This window comes from Aquirufa esocilacus, from assembly GCF_042715595.1.
In the GTDB taxonomy this organism is placed as follows: Bacteria; Bacteroidota; Bacteroidia; order Cytophagales; family Spirosomataceae; genus Aquirufa; species Aquirufa esocilacus.
Genome location: NZ_JBBKXX010000001.1, coordinates 187,101 through 201,082 on the forward strand (window position 1 = coordinate 187,101; position 13,982 = coordinate 201,082).

The 13,982-nt window shown below is 41.0% G+C and carries 12 protein-coding genes; 7 read left to right on the forward strand and 5 right to left on the reverse strand.

Translation table 11 applies throughout. From position 1 onward, the window contains the following. Positions 1 to 69 precede the first annotated feature (69 nt). Genes SKC37_RS00790 through SKC37_RS00805 form a run of 4 tightly spaced genes read right to left on the reverse strand, consistent with a single transcriptional unit; the run spans position 70 to position 2,841 of the window. Positions 70 to 738 (reverse strand): LolA family protein, encoded by a 669-nt coding sequence (locus tag SKC37_RS00790; protein WP_377979643.1) that lies wholly within the window; start codon positions 736 to 738, stop codon positions 70 to 72. Next, positions 735 to 1,580: an ABC transporter permease gene (locus SKC37_RS00795; protein WP_377979644.1), complete on the reverse strand. Its 846-nt coding sequence runs from the start codon at positions 1,578 to 1,580 to the stop codon at positions 735 to 737. The genes SKC37_RS00790 and SKC37_RS00795 overlap by 4 nt, the downstream gene beginning before the upstream one ends. Beyond that, positions 1,577 to 2,488 (reverse strand): ABC transporter ATP-binding protein, encoded by a 912-nt coding sequence (locus SKC37_RS00800; protein WP_377979645.1) that lies wholly within the window; start codon positions 2,486 to 2,488, stop codon positions 1,577 to 1,579. Before SKC37_RS00800 ends, SKC37_RS00795 begins: the two co-directional genes overlap by 4 nt. A 32-nt stretch (positions 2,489 to 2,520) precedes the next feature. Continuing rightward, positions 2,521 to 2,841: an MmcQ/YjbR family DNA-binding protein gene (locus tag SKC37_RS00805; protein ID WP_377979646.1), complete on the reverse strand. Its 321-nt coding sequence runs from the start codon at positions 2,839 to 2,841 to the stop codon at positions 2,521 to 2,523. A gap of 124 nt (positions 2,842 to 2,965) precedes the next feature. Between SKC37_RS00805 and SKC37_RS00810 the strand changes: the two genes are divergently transcribed. The 5 genes from SKC37_RS00810 (at position 2,966) to SKC37_RS00830 (ending at position 7,284) form a co-directional block, all read left to right on the forward strand. Next, complete coding sequence (locus tag SKC37_RS00810; RefSeq protein WP_377979647.1) at positions 2,966 to 3,538, forward strand: hypothetical protein; 573 nt, start codon at positions 2,966 to 2,968, stop codon at positions 3,536 to 3,538. A gap of 1 nt (position 3,539) precedes the next feature. Then, positions 3,540 to 5,456 carry a hypothetical protein gene (locus SKC37_RS00815; RefSeq protein ID WP_377979648.1) on the forward strand — a complete coding sequence of 639 codons (1,917 nt, stop codon included), beginning with the start codon at positions 3,540 to 3,542 and terminating at the stop codon, positions 5,454 to 5,456. A gap of 61 nt (positions 5,457 to 5,517) precedes the next feature. Further along, a complete protein-coding gene (locus tag SKC37_RS00820) occupies positions 5,518 to 6,543 on the forward strand; it encodes an alkane 1-monooxygenase (RefSeq protein ID WP_377979649.1) in 1,026 nt (341 codons plus the stop codon). 188 nt (positions 6,544 to 6,731) lie between these two features. Then, the gene (locus SKC37_RS00825) at positions 6,732 to 6,959 is read left to right on the forward strand and encodes a type II toxin-antitoxin system RelE/ParE family toxin (RefSeq protein ID WP_377980494.1); all 228 of its coding nucleotides are present in this window, start codon (positions 6,732 to 6,734) and stop codon (positions 6,957 to 6,959) included. Position 6,960: 1 nt separating this feature from the next. Beyond that, the gene (locus SKC37_RS00830; protein ID WP_377979650.1) at positions 6,961 to 7,284 is read left to right on the forward strand and encodes a helix-turn-helix domain-containing protein; all 324 of its coding nucleotides are present in this window, start codon (positions 6,961 to 6,963) and stop codon (positions 7,282 to 7,284) included. Positions 7,285 to 7,297: 13 nt separating this feature from the next. Here the strand turns inward: SKC37_RS00830 and glmS are convergent, their stop codons facing one another. Continuing rightward, positions 7,298 to 9,133 carry a glutamine--fructose-6-phosphate transaminase (isomerizing) gene (gene glmS / locus SKC37_RS00835; protein WP_377979651.1) on the reverse strand — a complete coding sequence of 612 codons (1,836 nt, stop codon included), beginning with the start codon at positions 9,131 to 9,133 and terminating at the stop codon, positions 7,298 to 7,300. Between the two features lie 239 nt (positions 9,134 to 9,372). Between glmS and SKC37_RS00840 the strand changes: the two genes are divergently transcribed. Together SKC37_RS00840 and SKC37_RS00845 are read left to right on the forward strand one after the other, a co-directional pair. Continuing rightward, positions 9,373 to 11,232, forward strand: coding sequence for a glycoside hydrolase family 13 protein (locus tag SKC37_RS00840; protein WP_377979652.1), 1,860 nt, complete (start codon positions 9,373 to 9,375; stop codon positions 11,230 to 11,232). After that, on the forward strand, positions 11,229 to 13,982 hold the full coding sequence (locus tag SKC37_RS00845; RefSeq protein ID WP_377979653.1) for an alpha-amylase family glycosyl hydrolase: 2,754 nt from the start codon (positions 11,229 to 11,231) through the stop codon (positions 13,980 to 13,982). The genes SKC37_RS00840 and SKC37_RS00845 overlap by 4 nt, the downstream gene beginning before the upstream one ends.

Sequence of the window (13,982 nt, forward strand, 5' to 3'; positions counted from 1 at the left end):
CTCGATTTAGAAATCTAAATTACGAAAAAAGAACGAAAGCTACCGGTAATATAGTACAAGAAAGGAGTGTTAGTCCTTGAAGATTTTGTCTTCTACTCCTTGGTTGATGACGTAGTTAGTTAATGACAGGCGAATTTGGCCTGTTTTGCGCGTATTTACCGGTACAACTGCGGTGCGGTTGATATCGACTACGACGCCTTTCGGGATTTTGAATTTTTTCACATCTACGGTGATATTCAATTCTGATGGCAGGCCAAAACCTTTTTCAGCACCATATACATAGGTGGAAAGTACGGTTCCGTTACTACGAGAGGTGATTTGGGATTTTAAAATCAGGTCTAACGTAGGATCGACCCAGATTTTCGCTAATACTATTTCACCTGAATCATCCGTGGGCAATAAAGTAATTGACTCTGTTTTTACGCCATCGATGACCTCGAATCCGGTGAATAATGCATTGTATGCAGCCTTGTTCTTTAGTAGGGCAGTTAAGTCGGTGAAACCTTTTTTGGGCAAAATGGCAATCCCCTTTGTGATCATCCGGAACTTTTCTGGCTGCTTGAAATAAATGGTAGCCTTAGCAGGCATGATCTTTATCAGCGGAATATCAGATTTGATTTGCGCCTCTACTTTGTAATCGCGCACTTTGTTCATTCGAGCTAACACCTGCACGAGCGTCTTATTCGCATCTTGTGCAAAAAGGGAGAAAGAAAGGAATAGGAAAAGCAGGCGAATCATGATTGAATGTCTTTACGGTGAAAAGTGTACAGCGAAACAGAAATTAATACCACATTGTGTGCCACTAATACGGCACAAGAACGCAGGATATCCGATATCGGCAGAGGATCTTCGAAAAATGAGCGCCATGATGCCATGTGTGTGGTGAATAAATACGGTTTAATCGGGTCAAAAACGCGTACATCTAAGGTGCCTATAATCGTAAAGAGCAAAATTAAAGCCATTGTCGCTACGATAGGTCCGATGGAATTATCTGTAAAACAAGACAGACAAATAGACAATGAGCTGACAGTAAACAAGGCTAAAAAGGCCACCGTAAATCCACCCAGATAACGCCAGTTGATATCGGCCTCCTGTAAAATGACGAGTCCATCCGAATTCAATACCATCATGTCACCTGTCCCGAAAAGTACCTTTCCTAGCACTACAGACATAACTCCTAGCCATAAAATGACGAGCAAGGTGTAGATGCCTCCGGCAATAAATTTGGAGAGTAATAATTGAATGCGGGAAATCGGTTTGGTCGCCAACATGCGAATGGTGCCCATGGCTGCTTCGCCAGAAACCAAGTCACCGGTAACCAGGGCAATGAGTAGGGGTATTTGGACAATTAGCATCTGCAAAATGATGAATGCAACCAGATTTCCGTTCAATACATTGCCCTCGAAGCTCAATGTCTGTTCAAAAGAGGAGGTTACAAAGGAGATAATCGACATCCCATCCGCTTTCAAAGCAAATTGGATGACACCCACTAAAACGGTGATAGCAGCGAGTCCTAAATAGCTTCTAGGTTTCAACGCAATCTTAATTATTTCGTTGTATATGCTGTTCAGTAGGATCATTGGTTCACGATTTTGATGAAATAATCCTCCAGCGTGCGTTTCGCTTCTAGGCTATAAATTTCGATGTTTTGCTCCACAAGAAGTTTTGTAAGAGAGGGGATTTCCGATTTTTCGATGGGGAATTGAACAGCCGTATCGCCAATGTTGTCCCATAAAAGAGACGGCTTCCAAGCTAGCAAAACATTTTTTGCCTGTGTCATGGGAGTGGCTTCCAAACGTAAAACTAAATTTTCGCCATTCATTAAATCACTTACATTTCCCTCAACGATGGATCGGCCTTTGTTTATGATGACCATTCGATTACAAATCAGTTCGATTTCTGCCAAATTATGAGATGAAAGTAACACCGTTTTGTTTTGCTCGTTTTTCAAACGCAAAATCAAGTTCCGGATATCAATAATCCCCTGTGGGTCTAAACCTGTTGTGGGTTCATCCAGAATAATCAGGTCGGGATTGTGTAACAGGGTTTGGGCGATACCTAAACGTTGTTTCATACCGTGTGAAAAGCCAGCAAATTTATCGCGCTCTCGTCCACCTAAACCCACAAAATCTAACATCTTGTAGATTTCTTGCTTAGAAGAGGGTTTGCCAGAGATGCGGGAGAATATTTCTAGATTTCTGTAAGCGGATAAATATTTATAGAAATCCGGTTTTTCGATAATACTTCCAATACGTCCTAGAATGGATTCTCTGTGGGTCGTAATTGATTCGCCAAAAATTTCTAACGTCCCGCTATCGGGTTTAATTAGCGAATTCAGGCAGCGAATGCTAGTACTTTTTCCTGCACCATTTGGACCCAAAAAGCCAAATACATCGCCTTTATAGACAGAAAAACTTACGTCTGAGACGGCTTGGAACGATCCAAATTTTTTCGAAAGGTGGCGGACCTCTATAATTTTTTCAGGCATAGTTTGTAAACACCCGAAAACAGAAAAAGGTTTTATTTTTTAATCAGCGAATGTGATGTATGAATGAATTCCAAAACTTTATTTAGCGGTAAATAGCGATTTAAATACATCGTATTCCAGTGTTTCTTGTTCATGTGGTAACCCGGGAAAACGGAGTCGGGGAATTCTTCTCTTTGGGCCAAAATATCTGCTGGAACTGCCTTGTAATTTATCGTTGTAGGCGAAGAAACCAAGTCCAATAAGAGAAACATTTTTCCTTTCGTCTTAAATACCAGGTGGTTAGGTCCAAACGGCTGACATTCCTCCGAATCAGGAAGACTTAATGCAAAATCGCGGAGTTCTAAAATATCCATTGGTTTAAAATTACTAAACAGAATAAGAATTGACTTATTTTTGTCTACCCGTTAAATAAATATTTTTTTCTGCTTACTGCTAAAATTACTAACTTCCTAAAATTTCAACTTAATCTGATTAGTTATGAAAGTATCTAAATTCTCTATTGTTACCCTATTCCTATTGGGTACTGGTTTTATTTTTTCCTCTTGTTCAAGTAGTGTACCGCTTGCAAAAGTGCAGGAATCAAGAGAAATCAAATTACCTTTTTCTGAAAAGGAATTTAAATCCAATACGGATTTCTTACGTGTGGTGGCACATGGAGAAAGCGCATCCTCTACTTTAGCTGAGAAAATTGCGATGCAGAATGCACAAACAAATCTGGCGACTAGAATAAACAGTTTAGTGAAAAATGTAACGGAAGATTACAGTAAAAACATTTCTGATGCGAATTCAAATGAATTTACGTCTTCTTTTGAAACACAAGGTCGTGTCATCACGAATGAAAGCTTGTCTATGATTAATGTCCTAGACAAAAAAGTCTTGTTGAAGCCCAATAACATCTACGATATCTGGGTCGTGATTGAGGTTTCAAAAAAGAGTTTATTAGAGGGTGCCACTAAATCTATGTCTAACAACAAAAAACTCCAATTAGAAGCGGATAAGATAAGATTCCGTGAAATTTTTGAAAGTGAAATGAATAAAATTGATCGCTAGAATGAAAGTACTTTTAAGCATTTTGTTATTGTTTTCGATCAGTTTTGTGGGCTTGTGTCAAGAGGTTGATTTACGCAATGAAATGGCAGTTGAGCGAATTATTGGGGAAGACAATTATTTCTTTCGGTCCATGCTTCCCATCCGTGATGGGAAATCCTCGATCGAAGAAGTAAAGCGAAAGTTGGAAATCGAACTTAGATCCTCGTTGGCCAATAAGATCATTTCTACCGTTAAAGTGGAGAACAAGTCTAAGTCTGTTCAATTGAGCATTAATGACACGAATGATGCTCGGAATAATAGTACGAAAGAAGAAATCAACTTTGAATTCAATAGCAACATCAAATCGGATTTGACGTTTAGCGATGCTAAATTAGTCTTTCAAGAAGATAATCGTAACAATGTTTTGTTTGGTTTGATATACGTAGATAAGGCGAAATTTTTAGAGCAGAATTTTGGCAAAATCAAATATGAAATCAATAAGTTAGTCAGTGAAGTTAGCTCGATAACGCTAAAGGAGGGAAGACCATTGCAATTGAAATATAATGAGTTCTTGAAAGGAAAAAACGACATTTATACGTTAATCGAAATTCAAAATGTATTAGAGCCAGGACGAGTAGGGGATGATGCAGATTTAATCAATAAGGTATATACTTTGGGTAATAAATTAACTGATATGCTGGCGATTGTAGAATCAGGTCAATTTCAGAAAGATTTAATTGACGCAAAAGATAAGCTGCATAGTAAGAACTTTCGAGGCGCACTCGCCGATTTTGAAATATTAGCTGTTAAATATCCGGGGAACACAACGTTGGCCAATGAAAGGGAAGCCGCATTGAATGCCATTGCGGATGACTATAAAGACAAAGTAGCTTCGAATGATTACCTATATGCATTGGAGTCTATAAAAGCATTGGAGTCTTTAGACAAAAGCTTCGTAGCTAAGTATTTTGAGACGAAAAATATTTTGATCAAAAATGCTTTTGAATCTTATTTGTCGAAAGCGGAGGCTAGCGTAAATAGCAAGGACTATAAGGAAGCTAAATATTTGATTAATAAAATTCGCGATTTCAGGTATTTCGATAGTAATCGTTTTGACTTTATTGAAAGAAGAGTGGATGACAATATTTTTAGAGATAAGGTGATTGAAATTGATCATAAGATTTCGAACAAAAGTTTTGTGGATGCCTATCAACTAATCTTATCTGTGAAGAAAGAATATCCACTACGCAATATGAACGAGGTAAATAACAAAGAGCAGTTCGTCGTAGATGCGTTGACTGAACTGAAAGTCAATGAAATTAAATCGCAGCGTCCCATGACCTGGCAATTGCAAATCGGCGGAGGTTTAATCTCTAATTTTTACAGCTTACCTGCTTCAGATATAAATAACTATAAGATTGCTACCGCTTCTAGTGTAGGGGAAATTGGGTTGTACAGAAAAACAGGAATTAAAAAGGAAGAGGGCCTAGACGGTAAACCCACCTATACGGCAAATGCTGTAGGAATTCGCTTAGCAGTTTGGTATCCAAATCAAGTATTTGTTTCAGCAGTTCCAGGTGCCTCACAATTTGATGCCGGCTTAGGATTTAAATCGACAGTGTTTGAGCCGCAACTTTCCTTTTATACCTTGCGTATGTGTAATTTGAATTTTGGAAAAATCGTAGGCGATATCGTTGATATAAAAACAAATAGGCCCGCGTCCTTAAATGATTTCTATACATTCACTTTAGGAATTCGCCCTCGCATCGGTAATGTCATGTTAAATGTTAATGCCAAATTAATATCGGACATGGCTACCAAAAATTATGTGACGGTCCAAGCGACCTTAAATCTTGCCCTCAACTTTAGTCGCAAGTTTAAAGAATCCGAAAGAGCTGAAATTAGGAACTCGGTTCAAAATGTTAAAAACTTATATTAAGTGGAAAGTCAGGGCTGAGAAGTCCTGATTTTTTTATATTTGAGTCGAAAACCCCTCTGCTATGTTTCGTCCATTCCGCTACATCACTCCCTATTTTTTATATCTATTGGCGTATATGGCGTTTACGAAGACGGGAATCTATTGTTGGATTCCCTTAGCCTACCTCTTTTTTTGTATTCCCCTATTAGAGTTGCTCATTCAACCAGATGGGAAAAATTTGTCAGAGCAGGAGGAGTTGGAAGCGAAGTCAAACACCCTATTTGATATCGTATTGTGGCTGACGGTTCCTTTGCAAATTGGAGCGCTGTTGCTGTTTTTAGGTAGCTTGAGTTCAGAGTCGTCTCTCTTGGATACGATGGGTCGCGTGGTGGCGATGGGCTTGTTGTGTGGCACTTTTGGGATTAATGCGGCGCATGAATTAGGTCATCGCGTTAGTAAATTCGAGCAGTTTCTGGCCAAAATCTTATTACTTACTAGCCTTTATATGCACTTTTTTATTGAGCATAATAAAGGACATCACAAACACGTGGCGACCCCAGAAGATCCGAGTACAGCCTTTTATAAACAGCATGTATATGCTTTCTGGATTCAGACTTTCGTAGGAACCCAAAAGAAAGCCTGGCAGATTGCGATAACAGAATCTAAAAGCCGGATTTTCAACGAAATGGCCTTGTTTCAGTTGATTCAATTCTCTCTCATAGGAGCAGTGTATTATTTTTTCGGTGGTTTCGTTCTCGTGTGCTTTTTAGTCGCGGCTTTTATAGGAGCTGCCTTGTTAGAGACGGTGAATTATATTGAACATTATGGTTTACAGCGTGATTTTGCTAAAACAACCTATGAACGCGTGAAGCCAGCGCACAGCTGGAATAGCAATCACATCATGGGGCGATTAACCCTTTTTGAGCTAAGCCGTCACAGCGATCACCATTATTTGGCCTCTAGAAAATACCAAATTTTGCGTCATATGGAAGAGGCTCCTCAAATGCCCACCGGATATCCAGGAATGATTTTACTGGCCTTGTTTCCGCCTATCTGGTTTAAGGTGATGCACCGCCAGATGGAGAAGTTTGGGATTATTCCACGGTAAAATTTTATCAATTTACTGGTTTCTAAATTTGGAAACTTTGCATAGCTTTGCTAGGTTTGTAAATGGAAAATAGATGAGGTATTTTGAAACGAGATTTTTAGAAGAGGCGAATCAGTTTTTAGCTAAGTTAGATTCCAAATCTGCGAATAAGATACTTTATAATATCGATCTGGCTGAACTGACGAATGATGCTAAGCTTTTCAAAAAAACTGACTACGGAAATTTGGGAACTTCGGACTGTTTTTGCTGGACTGCAATTCAGATTATTAGCGTTTTGGGATAAATCAAACAATAAAGAAACCTTAGTCATCACAACCCACGGATTTATAAAAAAATCAGATAAAGTTCCAGCCAGCGAAATTAGGCGAGCTGTCGATTTAAGAAAAAAATATTTTCTAAATAAACCCTTTAACTAAAATGGAAACCCCTAAAACAAAAACCTACTCGCTTAGCGAAATGAAGGACAAACACATAGGGCCTATTGGTTCTAGTGAGCGAGATGAGTATGAATATGAGCTGCGCATGGAGGTTTTGGGAAAAATGATCAAAACAACTAGACGCGAACGAAATTTAACTCAAGAGGAGTTAGGTAAACTAGTGGGTGTGCAAAAAGCGCAAATTTCTAAATTAGAAAGTAGCACAAATAGTGCGACAATAGATACGATCTTGAAGATTTTCTCTGCCATGAAGGCAGAGATAAACTTCAATGTAAGACTGGAAGATAATTTTGTGAAATTGTAAGAAAAGCTACATCTTACTCTACGGTCACACTTTTAGCGAGGTTCCTCGGCTTATCTACATCCAATCCTCTTAATACACCGATGTAGTAAGAAAGAATCTGGGTAGGAATCACCGAAACAAGTGGTGCTAACAATTCATCCACTTCCGGAACCACCATGACGTGGTCTGCCATTCCACGAATTAAGGTATCGCCTTCAGAAATAACCGCGATCACCATTCCCTTGCGGGCTTTGATCTCTTGGATGTTCGAAACGATTTTCTCGTAGTACGCATCTTTCGTGGCGATGAATAATACGGGTAAGTTTTCATCCACTAAGGCGATAGGACCGTGCTTCATTTCTGCTGCTGGGTAACCCTCCGCGTGGATGTAGGAAATCTCTTTTAATTTCAAGGCGCCCTCTAGGGCCACAGGGAAATTGTATCCACGGCCTAAGAACAAGAAGTCACGTGCGTCTGCATAATGCTTCGCTACTTCTTTGATAGACTCATGTGTTTCTAATACGGCTTTTACCTTTTCTGGGATCAAAGCCAGTTCCGCTAGGTAGCGATTGTATTCTGCTTCGGTAATTGTCTTCTTCTCGCGACCAATTTTGATAGCCATCATCGCTAATACCGTTAATTGCGCAGTAAAAGCTTTCGTGCTCGCTACTCCGATTTCTGGTCCAGCGTGAGTGTAAGCGCCGGAGTGAGATAAACGGGCGATGGATGATCCTACCGCGTTTACCACCCCAAAAATAAAGGCGCCTGCTTCTTTCGCTTTTTCGATAGCCACTAGGGTATCGGCTGTTTCACCACTTTGGGAAATAGCGATTAATACATCGCCTTCGCCTACGACTGGATTTCTGTAACGGAATTCAGACGCATATTCTACCTCCACTGGAATGCGGCAAAGGGTTTCGATCATGTATTCTGCGACTAAACCGGCATGCCAGCTCGTTCCGCAAGCCACGATGATGATGCGTTTTGCTTGAGAGAAAACGGACATGTGCTCTTCCACTCCTGCCAAAGTCAAGGTCAAGTTCTCCATATCCAAACGGCCACGTAAACAATCCGTTAAGCTGCCAGGTTGGTCAAAAATTTCTTTCAACATGAAATGGTCGAAACCGCCCTTTTCGATTTGGGCTAATTCCATGTCTAATTGCTGGATATACGGAGTAATCGGCTCGTTACCTAAGTTCTTCAAGATGATTTCATCTGGCGAAATGATGGCTAATTCGTAGTCGTTTACGTAGATTACTTTCTTTGTGTATTCGATAATAGGGGAGGCATCTGAGGCTAAGAAATGTTCGCCTTCTCCTACTCCGATTACTAAAGGAGAACCTTTGCGGGCTGCGATCAAGCGATTAGGGAAACCTTCTTCCATCACGATGACGACGTATGCACCCACTACGCGTTTTAATGCTATGCGCATGGCTTCTTCTAGAGAGGAATTGTTGTTGATTTGGATATCTTCGATGAAGTTCACCAAAACCTCGGTATCAGTCTCACTCTTGAATGTGTAGCCTTTTTGGACTAATTCTTGTTTTAAAGAAGCGTAGTTTTCGATGATACCGTTATGTACCAAAGTCAAACGACCACTGTTCGAGCTATGCGGATGCGCATTCGCATCAGATGGCTCACCGTGGGTTGCCCAACGCGTGTGTCCGATACCAACTGTCGCTTCTGAAATGATTTCCTCGTCCCAAGCTTCCAGCTCCGCTACGCGGCCTTTTTTCTTGAATGTGTTCACCATATCACCGAATAGTGCAATACCTGAACTGTCATATCCACGGTATTCTAAGCGCTTTAAACCCTTTAAAATAACGGGAAATGCTGGCTGTTTTCCGATGTACGCTACGATTCCACACATAAAAGATAAAATTTATATTTGTATTATTTAAATAATCGACTCTAAGAGGCTTTGGGCCTAATTTACCTAGCAAATATCTTTAATTACGGGTATATTACCAAATTTATCGGGCATATTTTACTTATCGGCTAAACTAGTTTATAGGATTCTTCCGGGATGATTCCGGTGTATCACGTTTTTTGACCATTTTCGTTTCACAGCTATCGAAGCTATTCAATCATTCACTATCAATTACATTTATGAAAAAAGTCCTTTTTCTAGGCTTATTATTTTGTGCCTCCTTTAATCTGATTTCTCAAGATTTACGTGTTGAACCCCTGAACTGGTGGGTAGGGATGAAGAACCCGAATTTACAATTATTGATCAAAGGCAAAGACCTGAGTGGTGGCGTGGTGACATCCTCGAAGAAAGGTTTGAGCGTGAAAAAAGTAACGAATGCGGATAGTCCTAATTACCTATTTGTAGATTTAATCGTGGAGGCGGGAGCCCAAGCAGGAACATATCCTTTAGTTATAAAAAAGAATGGTGCCGTAATTCATACCATCAATTATAGCCTGGAAGCACGTGCGAAAAATTCAGCGAATCGTCCATCGTATTCTACGAAAGATGTGATTTACTTAATTACGCCAGACCGCTTTGCGAACGGTAATCCAGCAAATGATAAAGTGGCTGGAATGCGCGATATGTCATTAAATAGAGGCGCGTTATATGATCGCCATGGGGGTGATTTACGCGGGATTTTAGACCATTTGGACTACATAAAAAATATGGGTTTTACCGCTATCTGGAATATGCCTGAGGTGGAAAATGACCAAACCTTAGAAAGTTATCACGGATACGGGATTACAGATCATTATAAGATTGATCGCCGTTTTGGGACGAATGAAGACTACCGTGAACTGGGGATGAAGACCCAGGCGAATGGGATGTATCTAATCAAAGATATTATTTTGAATCACTGTGGAAATGGCCACTGGTGGATGGAAGATAAGCCGTTCAAGGATTGGATTAATTTTGGTGGGAAATTCACCTCTACTACACACCGCCGTGAGACCGTTCAAGATCCACACGTGTCAAAATACGATGCTAAATTACAGACGGAAGGTTGGTTCGTTCCTGCGATGCCGGATTTGAACCAAAAGAATCCGTTTATGCAGCAATACATTATTCAAAACACGATTTGGTGGATTGAGTATGCACATTTAGGAGGTTTACGCATCGATACCTACCCGTATTCGACGAAGGAATTTGCGACGATGTGGTCTGACGCCGTATTAAACGAATATCCTAATTTGAATTTAGTAGGGGAGGAATGGTCATCGAATCCAATCATCACCTCGTACTGGCAGCGTGGAAAAGTGAACCGCGATGGCTATAAATCATCTCTGCCGGCTTTGATGGACTTCCCATTGCAGAATGCGATTTCGGAGGCAATGAACGAAAATGATAAGGAATGGGGTAAAGGTTTGAACAAAATCTACAGCGTCATTTCGAATGATTTAATTTACGCAGACCCTGATAACTTGGTTGTTTTTGGAGATAACCATGATATGTCTCGTATTTATACTCAAGTGAAACATGATCAAGCATTGTTGGAAATGGCGATGACCTATATTTTCACAACACGCGGTATTCCGCAGGTATTCTATGGTACGGAAATTTTGATGTCAAATCCGAAATCTTCTGAACACGGCGAGATTCGCGGGGACTTCCCAGGTGGCTGGGCTGGCGATGTGAAGAACGCGTTCACTGGTGCGAATATGACGGCAGACGAGAAGGCGATGCAAGATTACTTTAAGAAAATCTTAACCTGGAGAAAAGGTGCTGAAGCGATTCATAAGGGCAAATTGTTACATTTTGGTCCAGAGAATTCAGGCGAAGGAAACGGCGTTTACGTGTATTTCCGCTATACAGATAAGGCCAAAGTAATGGTGGTTCTTAACAAGAATGCGGATGCACGTGCTATCGACTTAAGCCATTACGAAGAAATTTTGCCGGCAGGAGCAAAAGCCCATAATGTGATGGAATCAACGGATGTGGTTTTCGGCAAAACACTCCGTATTCCTGGTAAATCAGCTCAAATTTTTGAAATCCGATGAGAATTATATTCTTCTTACTATTCACATTCTCTGCCTTTGCGCAAGTAACGACGGAGGAAATTTTTCCCACGGGAGACAAAGAGATTACCTTAATTTTTGATTTGAAGCTCGCGAAAGATTCGCGGGCTTCTGGTCTTTTAGGGAAAACGAGTGACGTCTTTTTATGGTCTGGAGCCGGCGATACGGATGCAGGCGACGCCTTTAAATACCAGCCCGCTGGCCAAACTAACTTCAGCGTTCCGTTCGAAAAAGGAAAGATGACATCCTTAGGCAACGACAAATGGTCCATTAAATTAAATCCGCGCACCTATTTCAACGTACCCGCTGGAAATTCCATCGTTAAGCTGGGTTTGTTATTAAAAAGTGGCGATGGAAAAGCCCAGACGGAGGATTTTATTTTGAAGCTATATGCTGGTTCTTATGCTTTGAAATGGCTTTCTCCTACGGAGTCTTTTACTTTAGCGGAGGCAGGAACTTCCGTTAATATACGCGCGAAATTTTCTGCGACCTCATCGATTAGTTTGAAGTCGGCTGGAACGGTTTTAGCTTACGCTTCTTCAGCAGATTCCCTTAATTATACTTATTCTTTAGGAACTGAGAAAGGCAAGTTGCATACGCTGATTTTAGAGGGGACTGCAGGAACCTCCAGTATTAAAGATTCAGTACGAATTTTAACCAAGCCTTTAGTCGTGACGGAAGCATTGCCGGCTGGCATTAAAGATGGTGTGAATTATGTAGGTAACAAAGTGGTGCTGTGTTTTTATGCGCCATCGACCTCGTTTGTTTATGCGATCGGAGAATTTTCGAATTGGTCAGCTTTGCCAGCCTACTTGATGAAAAGGACTGCGGATGGCTTGCGTTATTGGATTGATTTGGGAGTTCAGGAAGCCGGCAAAGAAGTGGCTTATCAGTTTTGGGTGGATGGGAAATTAGCGGTGGCAGATCCATTAACGGAGAAGATTTTGGATCCAAACAATGATACTTACATTTCGGCAACTACCTACCCATCGCTGAAAAAATACCCCATCGGAGCAAAAGGGATCGTTTCGGTGTTTGAATCAGGTGCGACGCCATACGTCTGGAAGACGACTTCATTTACACGTCCTGCTTCGTCTAATTTACACGTGTATGAATTGTTAGTGCGTGATTTTGTGGCGGATCGACGCTATAAAACGGTAGCGGATTCGCTAGGTTATTTAAAGAAATTAGGGATTAATGCGCTGGAATTAATGCCAGTGGCGGAGTTCTCCGGGAATGATTCTTGGGGCTATAATCCGATCTTTTATACCGCGCCAGACAAGGCTTATGGGACAAAGAACGACTTGAAGTATTTGATCGATAAATGCCACGAACATGGGATTGCGGTCATTATGGACATCGTCTTGAACCAGGCGGATTACGAGAATCCCTACGTGAAGATGTATTGGGATGGAGCGAAACCTACGGCTACGAGTCCTTTCTTTAATCCAACGGCAACGCATCCTTACAGCGTTTTCTTTGATTTTAATCACGAGAGTGCGCATACGCAATGGCTGGTGGATGTGGTGACGAAGTTTTGGCTGGAAGAATATAAAATTGATGGATATCGTTTCGATTTGTCCAAAGGTTTCACCCAAACACCTTCTGGTTCAAATGTCGATCTTTGGGGACAATACGACGCGTCCCGCGTCAAGATTTGGAAAAGAATCTATGATAAAATTCGTTCCTATGATGCGTCAGCTTATGTCGTTTTAGAGCATTTTGCGGCAAATAATGAGGAGAATGAATTAGGTAATTACGGGATGTTGTTGTGGGGGAATAGCAAATTCGATATGGCCCGTGTTGCGCAAGGCTACACCCAAGATTTAAGTAATTCCTCGTACAAAATGCGTGGTTTTACAAACCCGAGTGTGATGAATTACATCGAGTCTCACGATGAGGAGCGTTTGATGGTCGAAGTGACGAATGGTGGCAAAAAAGTCTTTACGGCGCAAGAAAAACTGGAGCGAATGAAAATGGCCGCGGCCACTTTCTTTACGATTCCAGGACCTAAAATGATCTGGCAATTTGGAGAATTAGGCTACGATGTTTCGATCAACTCAAATGGTCGCACGGGGACTAAGCCATTAAAATGGACATATGCGCAGGATTCAGAGCGTGCTAAATTGTTGAAAGTATACCAGCAATTAGGGACATTGAAAACGTCTCAGCCCATTTTTACCACGACAGATTTCACGGTGGGATCATTATCTGCGGTGAAGCGGAATTTATTAACAAAAGGATCGGATTACTTGTTGGTTTTAGCTAATCCGGATGTCAATTCACAAGTTGTTTCTGCGAGTTTCCCCAAAACAGGCCTTTGGTACGACTATTTTAGTGGTAAGTCTTTCGAGGTGAAAGACGCGGAGGCGAAGATGAATTTATTGCCGGGAGAATTTCATTTGCTGACGAATTTGGCTTGGAATTCCACAAATCTAGGTTTAGTGCCTTGGTCAACTCCTGATTTTAATATCATGGGAGTGGAGGACGAAACTCAACAGGTGAAATTATATCCGAATCCGGCCCGCGACGTGGTGAAAGTAGAATGGAATACTGACAAGGCGAATGAAACGATATTGCGTTTTGTGGATGCTGCGGGTCGTGAAGTGCTACAGAAAACCTTGCCTCAAACGATAGGCCCCAATTCCACTAGCTTATCCACCCAAAACTTCCCCAAGGGCCTATATTTCATTGAATTAAACAATACAAAAGCAAAACTTGTTATCCAGTAA